General features: G+C 70.7%; 11 protein-coding genes. 3 read left to right on the top strand and 8 right to left on the bottom strand.

Annotation, left to right across the window (positions count from 1 at the left end; all coding sequences use genetic code 11):
* Positions 1 to 657 precede the first annotated feature (657 nt).
* Together H0E84_RS02680 and H0E84_RS02675 are read left to right on the top strand one after the other, a co-directional pair.
* The gene (locus H0E84_RS02680) at positions 658 to 2,697 is read left to right on the top strand and encodes a glycoside hydrolase family 97 protein (RefSeq protein WP_180677079.1); all 2,040 of its coding nucleotides are present in this window, start codon (positions 658 to 660) and stop codon (positions 2,695 to 2,697) included.
* 80 nt (positions 2,698 to 2,777) lie between these two features.
* Complete coding sequence (locus H0E84_RS02675; protein ID WP_180677078.1) at positions 2,778 to 3,785, top strand: magnesium and cobalt transport protein CorA; 1,008 nt, start codon at positions 2,778 to 2,780, stop codon at positions 3,783 to 3,785.
* 132 nt (positions 3,786 to 3,917) lie between these two features.
* Here the strand turns inward: H0E84_RS02675 and H0E84_RS02670 are convergent, their stop codons facing one another.
* The 8 genes from H0E84_RS02670 to soxR all read right to left on the bottom strand — a co-directional run bounded on the left by H0E84_RS02670 (position 3,918) and on the right by soxR (position 14,862).
* A complete protein-coding gene (locus tag H0E84_RS02670; protein ID WP_180677077.1) occupies positions 3,918 to 4,901 on the bottom strand; it encodes a TRC40/GET3/ArsA family transport-energizing ATPase in 984 nt (327 codons plus the stop codon).
* Positions 4,892 to 5,176, bottom strand: a complete 285-nt coding sequence (locus H0E84_RS02665; RefSeq protein ID WP_219339561.1) for a cory-CC-star protein — start codon at positions 5,174 to 5,176, stop codon at positions 4,892 to 4,894. The genes H0E84_RS02670 and H0E84_RS02665 overlap by 10 nt, the downstream gene beginning before the upstream one ends.
* A gap of 9 nt (positions 5,177 to 5,185) precedes the next feature.
* Positions 5,186 to 6,862 (bottom strand): carbon starvation CstA family protein, encoded by a 1,677-nt coding sequence (locus tag H0E84_RS20725; protein WP_180677076.1) that lies wholly within the window; start codon positions 6,860 to 6,862, stop codon positions 5,186 to 5,188.
* A 169-nt stretch (positions 6,863 to 7,031) separates the two neighbouring features.
* Positions 7,032 to 8,279 carry a DUF819 family protein gene (locus tag H0E84_RS02655; RefSeq protein ID WP_180677075.1) on the bottom strand — a complete coding sequence of 416 codons (1,248 nt, stop codon included), beginning with the start codon at positions 8,277 to 8,279 and terminating at the stop codon, positions 7,032 to 7,034.
* Between the two features lie 202 nt (positions 8,280 to 8,481).
* Positions 8,482 to 10,563: a S9 family peptidase gene (locus tag H0E84_RS02650; protein WP_180677074.1), complete on the bottom strand. Its 2,082-nt coding sequence runs from the start codon at positions 10,561 to 10,563 to the stop codon at positions 8,482 to 8,484.
* A gap of 226 nt (positions 10,564 to 10,789) precedes the next feature.
* Positions 10,790 to 12,760, bottom strand: coding sequence for an alpha/beta hydrolase family protein (locus tag H0E84_RS02645; protein WP_425600452.1), 1,971 nt, complete (start codon positions 12,758 to 12,760; stop codon positions 10,790 to 10,792).
* A 98-nt stretch (positions 12,761 to 12,858) separates the two neighbouring features.
* The gene (locus H0E84_RS02640; RefSeq protein ID WP_180677073.1) at positions 12,859 to 14,235 is read right to left on the bottom strand and encodes a YfcC family protein; all 1,377 of its coding nucleotides are present in this window, start codon (positions 14,233 to 14,235) and stop codon (positions 12,859 to 12,861) included.
* Positions 14,236 to 14,418: 183 nt separating this feature from the next.
* A complete protein-coding gene (gene soxR / locus H0E84_RS02635; protein ID WP_180677072.1) occupies positions 14,419 to 14,862 on the bottom strand; it encodes a redox-sensitive transcriptional activator SoxR in 444 nt (147 codons plus the stop codon).
* Positions 14,863 to 14,960: 98 nt separating this feature from the next.
* On the opposite strand from soxR, the gene H0E84_RS02630 reads away from it, so the two are divergent.
* The coding region (locus H0E84_RS02630) for an NADPH-dependent FMN reductase (protein ID WP_180677071.1) at positions 14,961 to 15,552 on the top strand (592 nt) is incomplete at its 3' end.

The following is a 15,552-nucleotide window of genomic DNA, read 5'->3' as shown; positions in this document are numbered from 1 at the left end:
TTGCTCCGCCCTTCGGTCCGGCCATCCATGGCCGGACTCAGGGCCGCTGCACATCCATGTGCAGCTCTCCGCAACACCCCCGGCGCGACTCCCGCCTGAACGTTGATCGGCTTCGGAGGGACTGGCTGCCGGGCATCCGAAAGCCAATGACCGGTGCGGCGCCCGGGCCGGGAATATGCGGACAGCAGACCATGGGTGAGCACAGGCCGCTTGCGCGGCGCTGCCGCGCGGCCTGTGCGAACGCCCGGCGCGCTGCGCCGGGCCGGACCGGGCCGCGCAGCGGCACGGGTCTGCGGCGGCGAGTCGGGCCATGGATGGCCCGACCGAGCCGGGGAGCATATCCCGGCCCGGGCGCCGCTGGCTCCGAAGCCCGCGAACCTGCTCGCTTGCATGGCCGTGAACCAAGATGCAACTGCACCGTACGACGCACCCGGAACACGTTCCGCGGATGCAGTTCGACCAGGCGCGCAGCCAGGCGACATACACTCCGCCGGACAAATCAGGCAATGCGAACGTGTCTCCATCGGGCACGGCGGGCGCAAGCGATCTTCCGCATACGTATGCGGCCACCCCGCGCTGGCCACCGTGCAAGAATCGGGCACGTCCGCGACTGCGCGCATCCAGTGCAGCCGGAACGCAACCGGGAGGACCGCACCGATGACCAGCCGACTTTTCCTCTGCCTCGCGGTGCTGCTGCCGTTGTCCGCGCTGGCCCAGCCTGCCACGGGCGAACGGCCCGTCGCACGCGTCTCCTCGCCGGACGGCAGTCTCGAGGTCGCGGTGACCACCGACCCGGAGGGACGCGCCAGCTACAGCGTCTCGCGCAGCGGCCGTGCGGTGATCGCGCCCTCTCGCCTCGGGATCATGCTCACCGACGCCCCCAAGCTGGAACGCAACCTGGACTTGGTGGAGCAGCGAACGCGCAGCCACGACGAAACCTGGGAACAACCCTGGGGCGAGCGGCGTTTCGTGCGCGACCGCCACAACGAGCTTCGCGTGACGTTCGCCGAGCGCGCGGGGGCCCGGCGGCGCTTCGACGTGCTGTTCCGCGCATTCGACGACGGCATCGGCTTCCGCTACGACTTTCCCGCCCAGGCGGAACTGCGGCAGCTCAACATCGCCGACGAGCTCACCGAGTTCGTCCTCGCCGATCCCGCCACCGCATGGTGGATCCCGGCGCAGGAGTGGAACCGCAAGGAATACGTCTACCAGCGCACGCCGCTGGCCGAGGTCGGCTTCGCGCAGACGCCCTTCACCTTGCGCACCGACGACGGCCTGCACCTGGCCCTGCACGAGGCGGCGCTGATCGACTATTCGGCGATGAACCTGATGCGCGTCGAGGGCCGGCGCCTGCGCGCGATGCTGTTCCCCGGCACCGGCACCGCCAAGGTGCAGCGCGCGGCGCCGTTCGCCACCCCTTGGCGGGTGCTGCTGGTCAGCGACGACGCCGCGGGCCTCGCCGAGTCGGACCTGGTGCTGAACCTCAACGCCCCCAACGCGCTCGGCGACGTCTCGTGGGTGAAGCCGATGAAGTATCTCGGCATCTGGTGGGAGATGCACCTGGACACCAAATCCTGGGGATCCGGCCCGAAACACGGCGCGACCACTGCGGAGGCGATCCGCTACATCGACTTCGCCGCCGAGCACGGCATCGGCGGGCTGCTGGTCGAGGGCTGGAACCTCGGCTGGGACGGCGACTGGTTCGCCAACGGCGAGGAATTCAGCTTCACCGAAGCCTACCCCGACTTCGACATCGAGCGCGTGGCGGCGCACGCGCAGGCGAAGGGCGTCCGCCTGATCGGCCACCACGAGACCTCGGGGCATGCCGCCCACTACGAGGATCAGCTGGAGGACGCACTGGACCTGTACGAGCGCCTGGGCGTCGCCGCGATCAAGACCGGCTACGTGGCCGATGGCGGCCAGGCCAAGGTGCGCGATGCCGATGGCGCGCTGCGCCTGGCCTGGCACGAAGGCCAGGCCATGTCCCGGCACCATGTCCACGTGATCACCGAGGCGGCGAAGCGGCGCATCAGCATCAACCCGCACGAGCCGATCAAGGACAGCGGCCTGCGCCGCACCTATCCCAACTGGGTCACCCGCGAAGGCGCGCGCGGCATGGAATACAACGCCTGGGGCGAGCCCGGCAACCCGCCCGGCCACGAGGCCACGCTGGTGTTCACGCGCATGCTGGATGGCCCGTTCGACTTCACGCCCGGCGTGTTCTCGATGCAGACCCGCTCCGGCGGCCGCATCGCCACCACCCTGGCCAAGCAGCTGGCGCTGTACGTGGTGATCTACAGCCCGCTGCAGATGGCGATCGATCTGCCCGAGAACTACGAAGCCGATCTGCCGGCATTCCGGTTCATCGAGGACGTCCCGGTGGACTGGGAGGACAGCCGCGTGCTCGCCGGCGAGATCGGCGAGTACGTGGCCATCGCCCGCCGCGAGCGCGGCGGCGACGACTGGTACCTGGGCGCCGTGACCGACGACGAGCCGCGCGAGGTCGAGGTCGCGCTGTCCTTCCTCGAGCCCGGCCGCGGCTACACGGCGCAGGTCTATCGCGACGGGCCGGATGCCGGCTGGCGCAGCGAGCAGTCCGACATCGTGATCGAGCAGCGCACGGTGACCGCAGCCGACACCCTGAGCCTTGCGCTGGCGTCCGGGGGAGGCCAGGCCATCCGCTTCGTCGCCGACTAGCTCGGACCCCGCGTCCCACGACGGCCGGCGCGAGGCGCCCGCCGGTTGCCGCCGCCGTGCCGCTGGCGCAGGATACCGGCATGGACAACGCCGACCGGGCGCCCGGCCTTCCCGACTGTGTGGTCAATTGCATCCGCTACGACGGCGCGGGCAAGCGGCACGCCCTGGACCTGGACGCGATCAGCGACGCGCTCGCCCTGGACGACGGCGGATTCGTCTGGCTGGGGCTGTACGAGCCCGAGGACACCGTACTCGACAAGCTGCAGGAGGAGTTCGGCCTGCACGACCTGGCGATCGAGGACGCGCACTCGGCGCACCAGCGGCCGAAGATCGAGGCCTACGGCAACTCGCTGTTCATCGCCGTCAACACCGCACAGATGATCGACGGGCACATCGTCTACGGCGAAACCCACGCCTTCCTCGGCCCGCGCTTCCTGATCACGGTGCGCCACGGCGCCTCCCTGACCTACGCGCCGGCGCGAACGCGCGTCGAGCGCGAGCCCGAACTGCTGCGGCATGGGGCCTCGTACGGCCTGTACGCGGTGCTCGACTACATCGTCGACAACTACCTGCCGATCGCCGCGCAGTTCAAGGACACGCTGCTGCTGCTGGAAAAGGACATCTTCTCCGACACCTACCGGCGCCAGACGATCGTTCAGCTGTACGACCTCAAGCGCGAGCTGACCTACATGCGCATGTCGGTGGCGCCGCTGCAGGACGTGCTGTCGCAGCTTGTGCGCACCTCCAGCCCGCTGATCCCGGACGAGGAGGTGCGGCTGTACTTCCGCGACGTGCTGGACCATGCGGTGCGGGTGAACGACTCGATCGACGCCTTGCGCGACATGCTCGGCACCGCGCTCGGCGTCAACCAGTCGCTGGTCACCCTGGCGCAGGGCGAAACGGTGAAGAAGCTGGGCGCCTGGGCGGCGCTGCTGGCCGCGCCGACGCTGATCACCAGCTGGTACGGCATGAACTTCCACGGCATGCCCGAACTGGACGAGCGCTACGCCTATCCGGTCCTCGTCGGCCTCATCGCGCTGACCTGCGGCGTCCTGTACCGGATGTTCAAGCGCGCCGGCTGGCTCTGACCGCCCCACCGGAACCGCGCCGCGGGATGCCCCCGCGGCCCGAGACGCACGCGATCGCCGCCAACCGGCCGCAGACCCGATGGCTTCGGCCGCGGCGGCCGCCGGCACCATCGCACGGGACTCGGGCCGCGACTAGAGCCGTCCCGCGAACGCCTCCAGCGCCTCCGCCCCAACCACGTCGCCGGGCAGCAGCGGCAGTTGCTGCACTGGCAGTTCCGGTAGCGCCCGGTTCAGGTGCTGCAGATGCGCCTCCTCCTGGGCGTGCCGTCCGGCAAGGAACTCGCCGGCATCGGCGGGCGAGCGCTTGTTGACCACCAGACCGCCGACCTGCACGCCGGCGCGCTGCAGCTGCGCGTGCAGCTCGATCGTCTCGAGCACCGGCAGGCGCTCGGCCGCGAGGACGATGACGAACGCGGCGAGCGCACCATCGGCGAGCACCCCGCGCAGATGCTCGAAGCGGTGGCGGCGACGATGCAGCACCTGGCGGATGCGCTGATCGCGGTCCCGGGGGTTACCGGCACTCCCGCCGCCCAGCGCCCGTTCGGCGACGCCGTCGTCGGCGCCGAGGTTGCGCAGCGCGGCGCCGAACCGTTCGCTGCGTTCCTGCCGCCGCAGCAGCCCTTCGGTCCAGGCCGACATCATCTCCGGCAGCGCCATCAGCCGCGCGGTGTGGCCCGAGGGCGCGGTGTCGAAGACCAGCAGGTCGCCGTCGCGCAGGCCCTCCTCCACCAGCTCGGCGATGCGCTCGAGCAGCGCCGCCTCGTGCATGCCCGGGGCATCGCGCGACAGCGCCAGGTGCCTGTCGACCTCGCCCGCCAGGTGCGGCGGCATCAGCTGGCGCAGCGCGGCGCCGACCTCGTCCAGGTGCGCACGCACGGTGGCCTCGGGGTCGAGTTCCAGCGCATCGAGGTTCGCGGCCACGCGCACCCGCGCCGGGCCGATCCGCCGCTGCCAGAGGTGGCCGAGGTTGTGCGCCGGATCGGTGGAGACCAGCAGCACCCGGCGGCCCGCGCGCGCCTGGGCCAGCGCGACCGCCGAGGCCACCGTGGTCTTGCCCACGCCGCCCTTGCCGCCGAGGAACAGCACCCGCCGCGACGCCGCCAGGCTCAGCAACACGAGACGTGGTCCAGCGGCGAGCGTTCCATGCCCATGCGCCGGTGCCAGGCGTGGAAGCGCTCGTACATCGCCGGCATCAGCTCGAGGGTGTAGTACGTCGCCGGGTTGGGAACGCCGAGCGCCTCGGCGAACACCATCATCATGAACAGGTCGTCCTCGTCGCGCTGCGCGCGCGCGAACGCGCGCCGGTACGGGGCGACGTAGAACTCCCGCAGCCCCGCCCCGAGCCGGGCCAGGCGGGATTCCCCGCCACTCCCGCCGTCGTCGCGCGCCACGACCGGCCCTCAGGCGCCGGCCGCGTCGGTCTCGCCCGCCGCGTCGCGGCCCCTGGCCATGGCGATCGCCGCCTCCAGCGCCACCCACAGCGCAGCGACCAGGATCACGATGTCCATGCCCAGCAGCAGCCAGTTGCCGTCGTCGTAGAAGGTGCGCAGCTGCACCACCAGGGCATACACCGACATCACGAGCAGGAACGCCAGCGGCACCATGGTGAAGACGGGATTGCGGCCCTTCTTGATCAGGATCACCGAGATGATCGCCAGGGTCAGTGCGGCCAGCAGCTGGTTGGTGGTACCGAACAGCGGCCAGATCACCATGCCGCCGGCACCGTCGGCGCCCGCACCGAACGCCAGCGCCATGCACACCGCCAGCGCGAGCACCGTGCCGACCAGGGTGTTGACCTTGAAGCCGGCCAGTTCGCCCGCCTCCTGCACTACGAAGCGCTGCAGGCGCAGGCCGGTATCCATGGTGGTGGCGGCGAACAGGATCGCCATCGTCGCCAGCATGGTCGAGCCGAGGTTCTCGGGCAGCCCGAGTCCCCGCGAGATCAGCGCCTCGCCGCCGTTGACGAAGGCGGTGACGTTGCCGCCGCCGAACTTGCTGTAGACCTCCTGCCAGTCGACCAGGGTGGCGAAGCCGGCGGTGCAGCAGATGATCGCCGCCAGCGACAGCATGCCCTCGCCGACCGCGCCGAAGTAGCCGACGAAGCGCGCGTCGGTCTCCTTGTCGAGCTGCTTGGAGGTGGTGCCCGAGGCGACCATGCCGTGGAAGCCCGAGATCGCGCCGCAGGCGATGGTGACGAACAGCAGCGGCACCAGGCTCGGCGTACCCGCGGGCACCGCATCGTTGAACGCCGGCGCGACGATGGTGGGCGAGGCGATCAGCACCGCCGCGTACAGGATGCCCAGGCCGAGGAACAGCTGCAGGCCGTTGATGTAGTCGCGCGGCTGCAGCAGCACCCAGACCGGCAGCAGCGAGGCGACGCCCGCGTACAGGAACAGCAGCACGATCCAGAACGATCGGGCGCCCATGCCCAGTACCGTCTCCGGCAGGGCGATCGGGTACATGCTGCCGACCCAGATCAGCGCGTACAGCACCGCCACGCCGCCGATCGACGGCCACAGCAGGCCCGCCCTGTAGCGGTAGATCAGCTGGCCGATCACCAGCGCCACCAGGATCGCGCCCCAGACCGGGATGACCGCGGTCGGCGTGGACACCAGCAGGTTGGAGATCACCACCGCGAACGCGGCGTTGACCATCAGCAGCAGCAGGAAGATCACCACCAGGAACAGGTTGCGGCCGCGGCGGCCGATGTAGCTGCCGCTGAGCATGCCCATCGACTGGCCCTTGTTGCGCACGCTGGCCCAGAGCGCACCGAAGTCGTGCACGCCGGCGAAGAACACCGTCCCCAGGATCACCCAAAGGAAGGCCGGTCCCCATCCCCAGATCACCGCGATCGCCGGGCCGACGATCGGCGCCGCGCCGGCCACCGAGGTGAAGTGGTGGCCCCAGAGTACGAAACGGTTGGTCGGCACGTAGTCGACCCCGTCGCGCATCGTATGGGCGGGGGTGCGGAAGTCCGCCTCCAGCCGGTAGATCTTCTCGGCGATGAACTTCGAGTAGAACAGGTAGCCGAGCGCCATCGCGGCAAGGCCGACGAGCAGCAGTACGATCGCATTCACCCTGGCATCTCCCGTGGTCCCCGGACCGGCGCCGGCGTGCGGGCAGCATGAAAGCTGCGGCGGCGGAATGGAAGGTTCGGACCCGCCGCCGATCGGCGGATTAAGACTAAAGTCGCAGGAGAAATGCCCCTGCGGGGTCTGGTCGGCGTGCGCGCTGCGCCCGGCCGGCTCAAGTGCCCATAAAACGCAACAACAGGCCGGTGATGTAGGCGCAGTAGGTGCCGAGCGCGTAGCCGAGCACCGCCAGCAGCACGCCGACCGGCGCCAGCGCCGGATGGAACGCGGCGGCCACCACCGGCGCCGAGGCGGCTCCCCCGACGTTCGCCTGCGAGCCGACCGCGAGGAAGAACAGCGGTGCGCGGATCAGCTTGGCCACCACCAGCAGCAGGATCGCATGGACCGCGATCCAGATCAGCCCCAGCAGGAACAATCCGGGCCGCTCCAGCAGCGCGCCCAGATCCATCTGCATGCCGATGGTGGCGATCAGCACGTACAGCATCGCCGAACCGATCCGCGACGCGCCCACGCCCTCGAGGCGGCGCGCCGGGGTGAAGCTCAGGGCCAGTCCGATCGTGGTCGCGAACACCACCAGCCAGAAGAATCCCGAGGTGAGGCTGTAGTCCTCGAGGTTCCATTCCGCCGGCAGCGCGGCGATCCACGCCACCAGCGGCTCCGAAAGGAAATGCGACAGCCCGGTGGCGCCCAGCCCCACCGCGAGGATCACCATCAGGTCGCCGAGTCCGGGAATGCGCGAATGCTGCGCCTGGAACGCCTCGATGCGCTGCTTGAGGTCGTCGATGGCCGAGGTGTCGGCACGGGTCCAGCGGTCGAATGCCGGGGCGCGCGGCGCCAGGAACAGCAGCACCGCCAGCCACACGTTGGCCATCAGCACGTCGACCGCGACGAACTGCCCGAACAGGTTGTCGTCGACCTCGAACACCTCCTTCATCGCCGCCTGGTTGGCGCCGCCGCCGATCCAGCTGCCGGCCACCGTGGTCAGCCCGCGCCAGGTCTCGCCGGCGACCACGCCGGGCGCGATCAGGCCCATCGCCGCGAACGCCACCACCGCGCCCAGCATCACCCCCGCCGTGCCGGTGAGGAACATGATCACCGCCTTCGGCCCGAGCCGCAGCACCGCGCCCAGATCGATGGCGATGCACAGCAGCACCAGCGACGAGGGCAGCAGGTAGTCGCGCGCCACCGGATACAGGCCGGAGGCCTCGCCGTCGATCAGGCCGATGCTGTTGTAGACCGCCGGCAGCAGGTAGCACAGCAGCAATACCGGCACGTAGGTATAGAACTTCGCCCAGAATCCGGTGGTGCGCGAGGCGGTCCAGAACACCGCGCCGAGCGTTGCCGCCAGCAGGCCCATGACGACCGCGTCGTTGCTGATCAGGGCGGTGGAAGTCTCGTCCATCAGGCGCTCCAGGCAATGCCGCGTGAATGATGTCCGCCGGCCCCCGCCGTCCACGGACGGATCCCCGTCCTCCAGACAAGGCGCCGGAACGTCCCCGTAGAGCCGAGCTTGCTCGGCTGCGCAGCCTCCGAAGCCGAGAGCAGCGGAGCAAGCTCCGCTCTACGGGGTGGTCGGGAGACCGTGGCGACGGGGATGCCGGTCCTCAATCGCCGATGTGGCGCCTCAGCCACTCGTTGACGGTGCCGTGCCACAGCACGCTGTTGTTCGGCTTGAGCACCCAGTGGTTCTCGTCCGGGAAATACAGCAGCTTCGATTCGATGCCGCGGCGCTGCAGCGCGGTGAAGGCCATCAGGCCCTGGTCGACCGGCACCCGGTAGTCCTTCTCGCCCTGCACCACCAGCATCGGCACCCGCCAGCGGTCGACGTGGCGGACCGGGTTGAACTTCTCGTAGGCCTCCATGTTGTCGTACACGGGGCCGCCGTTCTCCCACTCGGTGAACCACAGTTCCTCGGTCACGTAGCCCATCGAGCGGGTGTCGAAGACGCCGTCGTGGTTGACCAGGCACTTCCAGGGTTCGTTCCAGGTGCCGGCGATCCAGTTGATCATGTAGCCGCCGTAGCTCGCGCCGAGCGCGCAGGCGCGGTCGCCGTCGAGGAAATCGAACCTGCGCTGCGCCTCGGCCCAGCCCTTCTGGAGGTCCTCGAGCGGCTTGCCGCCCCAGTCGCCGCTGATCGAGTCGGTGAACGCCTGGCCGTAGCCGGTAGAGCCGTGGAAGTCGATCATCACCACCGCATAGCCCTGCCCGGCATAGGTCTGCGGATTCCAACGGTAGCTCCAGCCGTCGCCGAAGCTGCCCTGCGGGCCGCCGTGGATCAGGAACGCGACGGGATAGGTCTCGCCCTCGCGATAGTTCCACGGCCTGACCACGTAGCCGTGGACCGTGTCGTTGCCGGCGCCGCGGAAGCTGAACTGCTCGTACTCGCCGAAGCGCACTTCGGGCAGGCGCTCGGCCGCGGTCGGTGTGATCTGGCGCAGGTGCTCGCCGTCGGGCGTCGCGGTGTAGAGCACGTCGCCGCTGTGCAGCGAGTTGCGGGTGAAGGCCAGGGTATCGCCGGCCAGCTGGTAGGACGACACGGTGCCGTCGCCGACCAGCCGGGCGACCTCGCCGCTGGCCAGGTCGATGCGGAACAGCGGGTACTGCCCGGTGTCCTGCGCCGCCGCGTACAGTGCGCCGTCTCCCCCCAGCGCCAGGCCGCTCGGCGAGCGGTCCCAGTCCGGAGCGATCTCGCGGACCTCGCCGCTGGCCAGGTCCATCGCCATCACCGCGAAGCGATCGGCCTCGAACCCGGGACGCGCCATCGCGCGGTAGAACAGCGTGGCGCCGTCGGCGCTGAACACCGGGCCGGCGTCCCAGGCGGGATTGTCTGCGGTGAGGTTCACCGGCTCGCCGCGGCCGTGGGCGTCGAGGCGATAGAGATCGAAATCGGTCGACCACGGCTCCTCGCGCCCGGCGACCTTGACGCTGGCGACCACGGACCCTCCGTCAGGCGCCCAGGCGTAGTCCTCGGCGCCGCCGAACGGCTTGGAGGGGATGTCGCCGTCGAGCGCCCGGCTCAGCGCCACCGCGACCGTCGCCGGCGCCGCGTCGGCACCCGGCAGGTCGGCGGCGTACAGGCGGCTGCGGCGTCCGTCCTTCCAGGTGTCCCAGTGGCGCACGAACAGGCTGTCGTACACCACGCCGCTGGTCTTGCCGTTTTCGCGGCGGTCGAGTTCGGCCTTGGTGCAGGAGAACACGTCGCCGTCGGCCGCGCCCGCACAGTCGGCGAACGACTCCGCGCTGAAGGCGATGCGGGTACCGTCCGGCGACAGGCGGTAGCCGCCGATGTCGAGCGCGAAGCCGGTCAGCTGGCGCGGCTCGCCGCCGCCCGCCGGGATGGCGTACAGCTGCTGGCTGCCGTGCTTCGCGCTGAGGAAGTACACCGTGGCGCCATCGGGCGAGAACGCCGGCGAGTTGACGTTCCAACCCTCCGGCGTGAGCCGCCGCGGCGGCGCCAGGTCGCGGGTGCGCAGGTCGCGCAGGTACAGCGCGCTGGCGGCCTTGTCCGCGGCGAAATCGACGGTGCGCTCGGCGAACACCACGCGGCCTCCGTCCGGCGACAGCACCGGTGACGAAACCCGCGCCAGGCTCGCCAGATCGCGGGCTTCGAGCCCGCGCTCGGCCAGCGCGTACGACGGCAGGGCGGCCAGCAGGCACAGCGGCAGCAGGGCGGTTCGCAGCTTCATCGCGGTCTCCGGAACAGGCAAGGCGCCGATGGTAGCCGATGCCGCGGGCCGGGGCCCGCAAGCCGGGAACGGCCGCCGCACGCGGCTCGACCGCGAGCTCCGCCCCGGTGGCACGGCCTCATCGCCGACGGCGGGCGCGCCGTCCCGCACAGCCGGGAGACGGCGCCACGGCGGCGGACCAGGGTCCGCCCCCGAGCGCTGCGCGGGCCGGGCCGCGCAATGCGGATCAGTCGCGCACCGGTCCGGCACCGCCGATGTGGGTCGACAGGAAGCCGAGCAGCCGCACATAGAACTCGCGGCGGTGCTCCTCGGTGTAGAAGCCGTGCCCCTCGTTGGCGAAGTAGAGCGTTTCCACCGGCGCGCCGGACCCGACCAGCGCGCGCTCCATCATCGTGCTGTGCTCGATCGGCGCCACCAGATCCTCGCCTCCGGCCGCCAGCAGCACCGGGACCTTGATCCGCTCGGCAAGGCGATTCGGCGACGCCGCGGCCAGCAGCGCGCTGTCGTTGCCCAGCCAGTCCTCGCTCCAGGTGCTGGCGGAGCGGCCGACGCGGTTGAGATCGCTGCGCACCTTGGGCAGGTCGTAGACCCCGACGTAGCCGATCGCGCAGCGATACAGGTCGGGCTCCTTCGCGGCGCCCATCAGCGCGGCATAGCCGCCGTAGCTCGCCCCGTAGATGCAGACGCGCTCCGGATCGGCGATGCCTTCGCCGATCGCCCAGCGGGTGGCGTCGGTCAGGTCGTCCTGCATCGTTCCGCCCCACTGCCGCGCTCCCGACTGCCTGAAGCTGCGCCCGTAGTTGCCGGAGCCGCGGTAGTTGACGCGCAGCACCGCATAGCCCGCCGAGGCGAGCAGCTGGGTGTCCTCGTCGAAGTCCCATTCGTCGAACACGCCGTACGGGCCGCCATGCGGCATCACCACCAGCGGCAGGCCGGTGCCCGCGCCGCCCGTCGGGATGGTCAGGAACCCGTGCAGTTCCGTCCCGTCGCGCGCCTTCAGCGCGATGCCGCGCATCGGCGCCATCTGCCGCGGATCGACCTGGGCGCGGCGCGCCAGGATGAAATCGGCCTTCTTCTCCGTCGAGTCGAACACGTAGAAGCTGCCCGGGTCGACGTCGCTCCTGGTGAGCACGAGCTTGTGGCGGCCGTCGGCCGTGGCGGATTGGATCTCGACCCGGGTATCCGGGAATGCCGCCTCCAGGCTGCGATACAGGCGCGCGTCCGCCGACTGCTCGTCGAAGAACGCCAGCCTCGGCCGGGCGCCTGAGTAGCGCACGCCAATGAGCGCGCCCCCGCCGTCCCGGTACACCGGCACGGGATCCACCGTGGCGTCGCGCAGGATCTCGCTGCGCTCGCCCGTGCCCACCTGCATCGCGACGATCGCATCCGGCCCCTTTGGCCGGCTCACCCTCAGGTAGGCGGTGGCATCGTCGTCCGAGAAACCCAGCGGCCTTTCTAGGCGGCCGCTGGTGCGCTCGTCGTTGACCAGCCACCACTCCGCATCGTCGTCGCTGCGGTAGTAGGTCCGGCTGATGTTGTCGGTGCCCGTGCCCACCGCGAAACGCACGCGGCCGCGGCTGTCGGTGACGAAGTCGGCGGAGAGCAGCGGCACCACGGCGACGCGGGTCCGGTGTCCGGTGTATACGTTCATGCGCTCGACCCGGGTGACCGCATCGCGGGTCAGCGGCCGCACCGCGATGAGCACCGACCTGTCGTCGTCCGCAAGCCGGTCGACCAGGTAGGCCGCCACCCGCTCCTCGCGCTTGGCGCTGGTGATCCGCGTGCCCGCCTGATGGGTCTGCACGCGCCAGCCCACCAGCAGTTCGCGCTGGCCGCCGTCGGCGTTGATGCCGTACAGCTCCCCGGTGGGCAGCGGATCGTCGCGGGTCCCGAAACTCTCGGCGACGGAGATGAGCACGCGCTCGGGATTGACCCACCAGAAATCGCCGACGTGGGTGCCGCGCCTGAAGCGGAAATTCGCCGTCATCTGCCCGTCGCTGCGGCGGATCACGACCAGGCCGGTCTGGTCGCCCAGCGGGACCGATGCGGCGTAGTACTCGCCGGTCGGCGAGAGCTTGATGTCGCGGAAGCGCTCCTCCGCCACATAGGGCTCGACATCCACCTGCGCTGCCGCCGCGACCGGCAGCAGCGCGCAAAACAGCAGGCCGAGCACGGCCATGCTCCGAAACGTCCTCATCGGATCCCCCTTCCTGATTGTCCCCATGCCGGCCCGCGTGGCGGCGGCGCGCCCACTATCCCAGATCGCGGCGGGGCGGCAAAGGCCCGGGCCCCCGTTCAGCCGTATCCGATCAGCACCGCCACCACCAGCGCGATCGCGGCGGCGACGGTGAGCTTGAGGATCAACGGAAACACGAAGCGGAACCAGCGGTCGTAGGGGATGCCGGCGATGCCGAGGATGCTCATCAGCACGATATTGGTCGGCACGATCATGTTGGAGAAGCCGTCGCCGAACTGGTAGGCGAGCACCGAGACCTGGCGACTGACGCCGATCAGGTCGCCGAGCGGCGCCATGATCGGCATCGTGACGAAGGCCTGGCCGCTGCCCGAGGGGATGAACAGGTTGAGCACCGTCTGCACCAGCAGCATGCCGACCACGGCGATCTCGGCGCCGACCAGGGTCAGCGGCGCGGCGAGGCCGTCGACGATGGTGTGGAGCACCCGGCCGTCCTCGAGCAGCAGGGCGATGGAGCGCGCGAAGCCGATCAGCAGCGCCGTGGTGGCGAGCTCGGCGGCACCTTCGGCGAAGCGCCGCGCGGTGCCGTCCACGCTCAGGCCGCCGACCAGGCCGACGAAGACGGCCAGCCCCAGGAACAGCGCGCCCAGCTCCACCAGGTACCAGCCGCGCGCGGTGATGCCCCAGACCATCAGCCCGAGGGCGACCAGGGTGGCCAGCAGCAGCACCGGCATGCGTCCGCGGAACGGGGGGTACTCCGTCGGCGGGGCATGCTTCACCTCGATGCCCTTCATCAGGCTCGCCTCCGGATCGGCGCGCACCCGGCGCGCGTAGCTCCAGACGTGGTGGACGCCGATGGCGACGAACGGCACGAACAGCGCCAGGCGGTACTCCCAGCCCGAGGTCGGCGGCAGCCCCGCCACGCCCTGCGCGATGATCACGGTGAACGGGTTCAGCGCGGCGACACCGTAGCCGATCCCGTAGCCGCAGATCATGATGCCCATCGCGGTCATCACGTCCATGCGCATGGCCAGGCACAGGGCGATCAGCATCGCCGCGAACGGGATGTATTCCTCGGCCACGCCGATCGTTCCGGAGCCGATCGCGAACACGCTCATGCCGATCACGATCAGCAGGTTCGGGCTGTGGCCGACGCGCCTGAGGATCCAGCCCAGCACCGCGTCGATCAGCCTGCTGGCGCGCAGCACCGCGATGGCGCCGCCGACGATCAGCACGAAGAAGATGATGTCCTGCGCCGCCGCCAGCGCCCGCGGCACCACGGTGAACAGCGCCAGCGGGGACAGCACGGTGCGCTCCTCGGCCTGCTGGTAGGTGCCCGGCACCACCAGGGCATGGCCCTTGCCGTCGTCGACGGTCTGGAACTCTCCCTGCGGAAGCACCCAGGTCGAGACCAGCGCGACCATCATCATCGCGAACAGCAGCACCAGGGTGTGGGGAACGCGCAGGAATCGTGGCATCGGCGAGGGTCCGCGGGGATTTCGCCGCAGTATAGGGGCCGGCCGCGCGTGCCCGGAACCGGCGCCAGGGCGCATGCCGAGCGGGCACGGGACGGCCCGCCCCGATGCCGGCGCGTGCCGGCACGCTGCCGGGCGGCGGCCCCGCGGCTTGCGCCGCCCGCGGGCCGGACGCTCCGGCCGGCCTCAGTATTCGGCGGGCTCCAGCAGGCGCGGGCCAGGGCCCTGGTCGCCGAGCACATCGTCGGGGTTGCGCAGCGGGCAGCTCCGCAGCGACAGGCAGCCGCAGCCGATGCAGCCGTCGAGCTGGTCGCGCAGCCGGACCAGCCTGGCGATGCGGTCGTCGAGGTCGGCGCGCCAGCGCCGCGACAGCCTGCTCCAGTCGGCGGCCGTGGGCGTCCGCCCGCCCGGCAGCGTGTCCAGCGCCTCGCGCACCTCCGCCAGCGGCACGCCGGCGCGCTGCGCCACCTTGATCACCGCCACCCGGCGCAGCACGTCGCGCGCGTAGCGGCGCTGGTTGCCGGCGGTGCGCAAGGCCTGGATCAGGCCCTTCTTCTCGTAGAAATGCAGTGCCGAGACCGCCACGCCGCTGCGCGCGGCCACCTCGCCCACCGCCAGTTCGCGGCGCATGCCGCGGGATTTCGGCTCACGGTTCATCTCAACCCTTGATCTAAATATTGGTTGAGGTTTTACCCTGCACGCCTCCCCGATGCAACCAAGGACGCGCCATGCAGCCTCTCCTGCGCCTGGAACTGATCCTCGGCAGCAACCGCAGCCCCAGGCTGTGCGATGCCGTCGCCGCCTGGGCGGCCGCGCACGTCGCGACGCAGGGCGGGTTCGAAGTGTCGGTGCTGGATCCTGCGCGGCTGCGCCTGCCCGATCGCCTGCCGACCACGCCGGATCCGGCCACCCGGGCGCTGCGCCGGCGGATCGGCGCCGCCGACGCGTACCTGGTGGTGGTGCCCGAGTACAACCATGGCTATCCGGCGCCGCTCAAGCAGCTCATCGACGCCGCCAGCGCGGACTGGCACGCGCGGCCGGTCGCCTTCGTCAGCTACGGCGGATTCTCCGGCGGGCTGCGCGCGGTGGAGCAGCTGCGCCAGGTATTCGCCGCATTGCACGTGGTGACGATGCACGACAGCGTGGCGATCGCGAACGCGGGCGCGCGTTTCGATGCCGACGGACGCCTGCGCGAGCCGGAAGCGCTCGAATCGAGGCTCCAGGCGATGCTGGCACAATTGCGCTGGTGGGCGCTGGCGCTGCGGGACGCGCGCCGGGCCCGGCCCTACGGCGGGAGCGGCGACGCCGGCCCGCAGGCCG

The organism is Luteimonas salinisoli, assembly GCF_013425525.1.
Lineage (GTDB): Bacteria > Pseudomonadota > Gammaproteobacteria > Xanthomonadales > Xanthomonadaceae > Luteimonas > Luteimonas salinisoli.
This window is presented reverse-complemented; position numbering and strand designations above follow the sequence as displayed.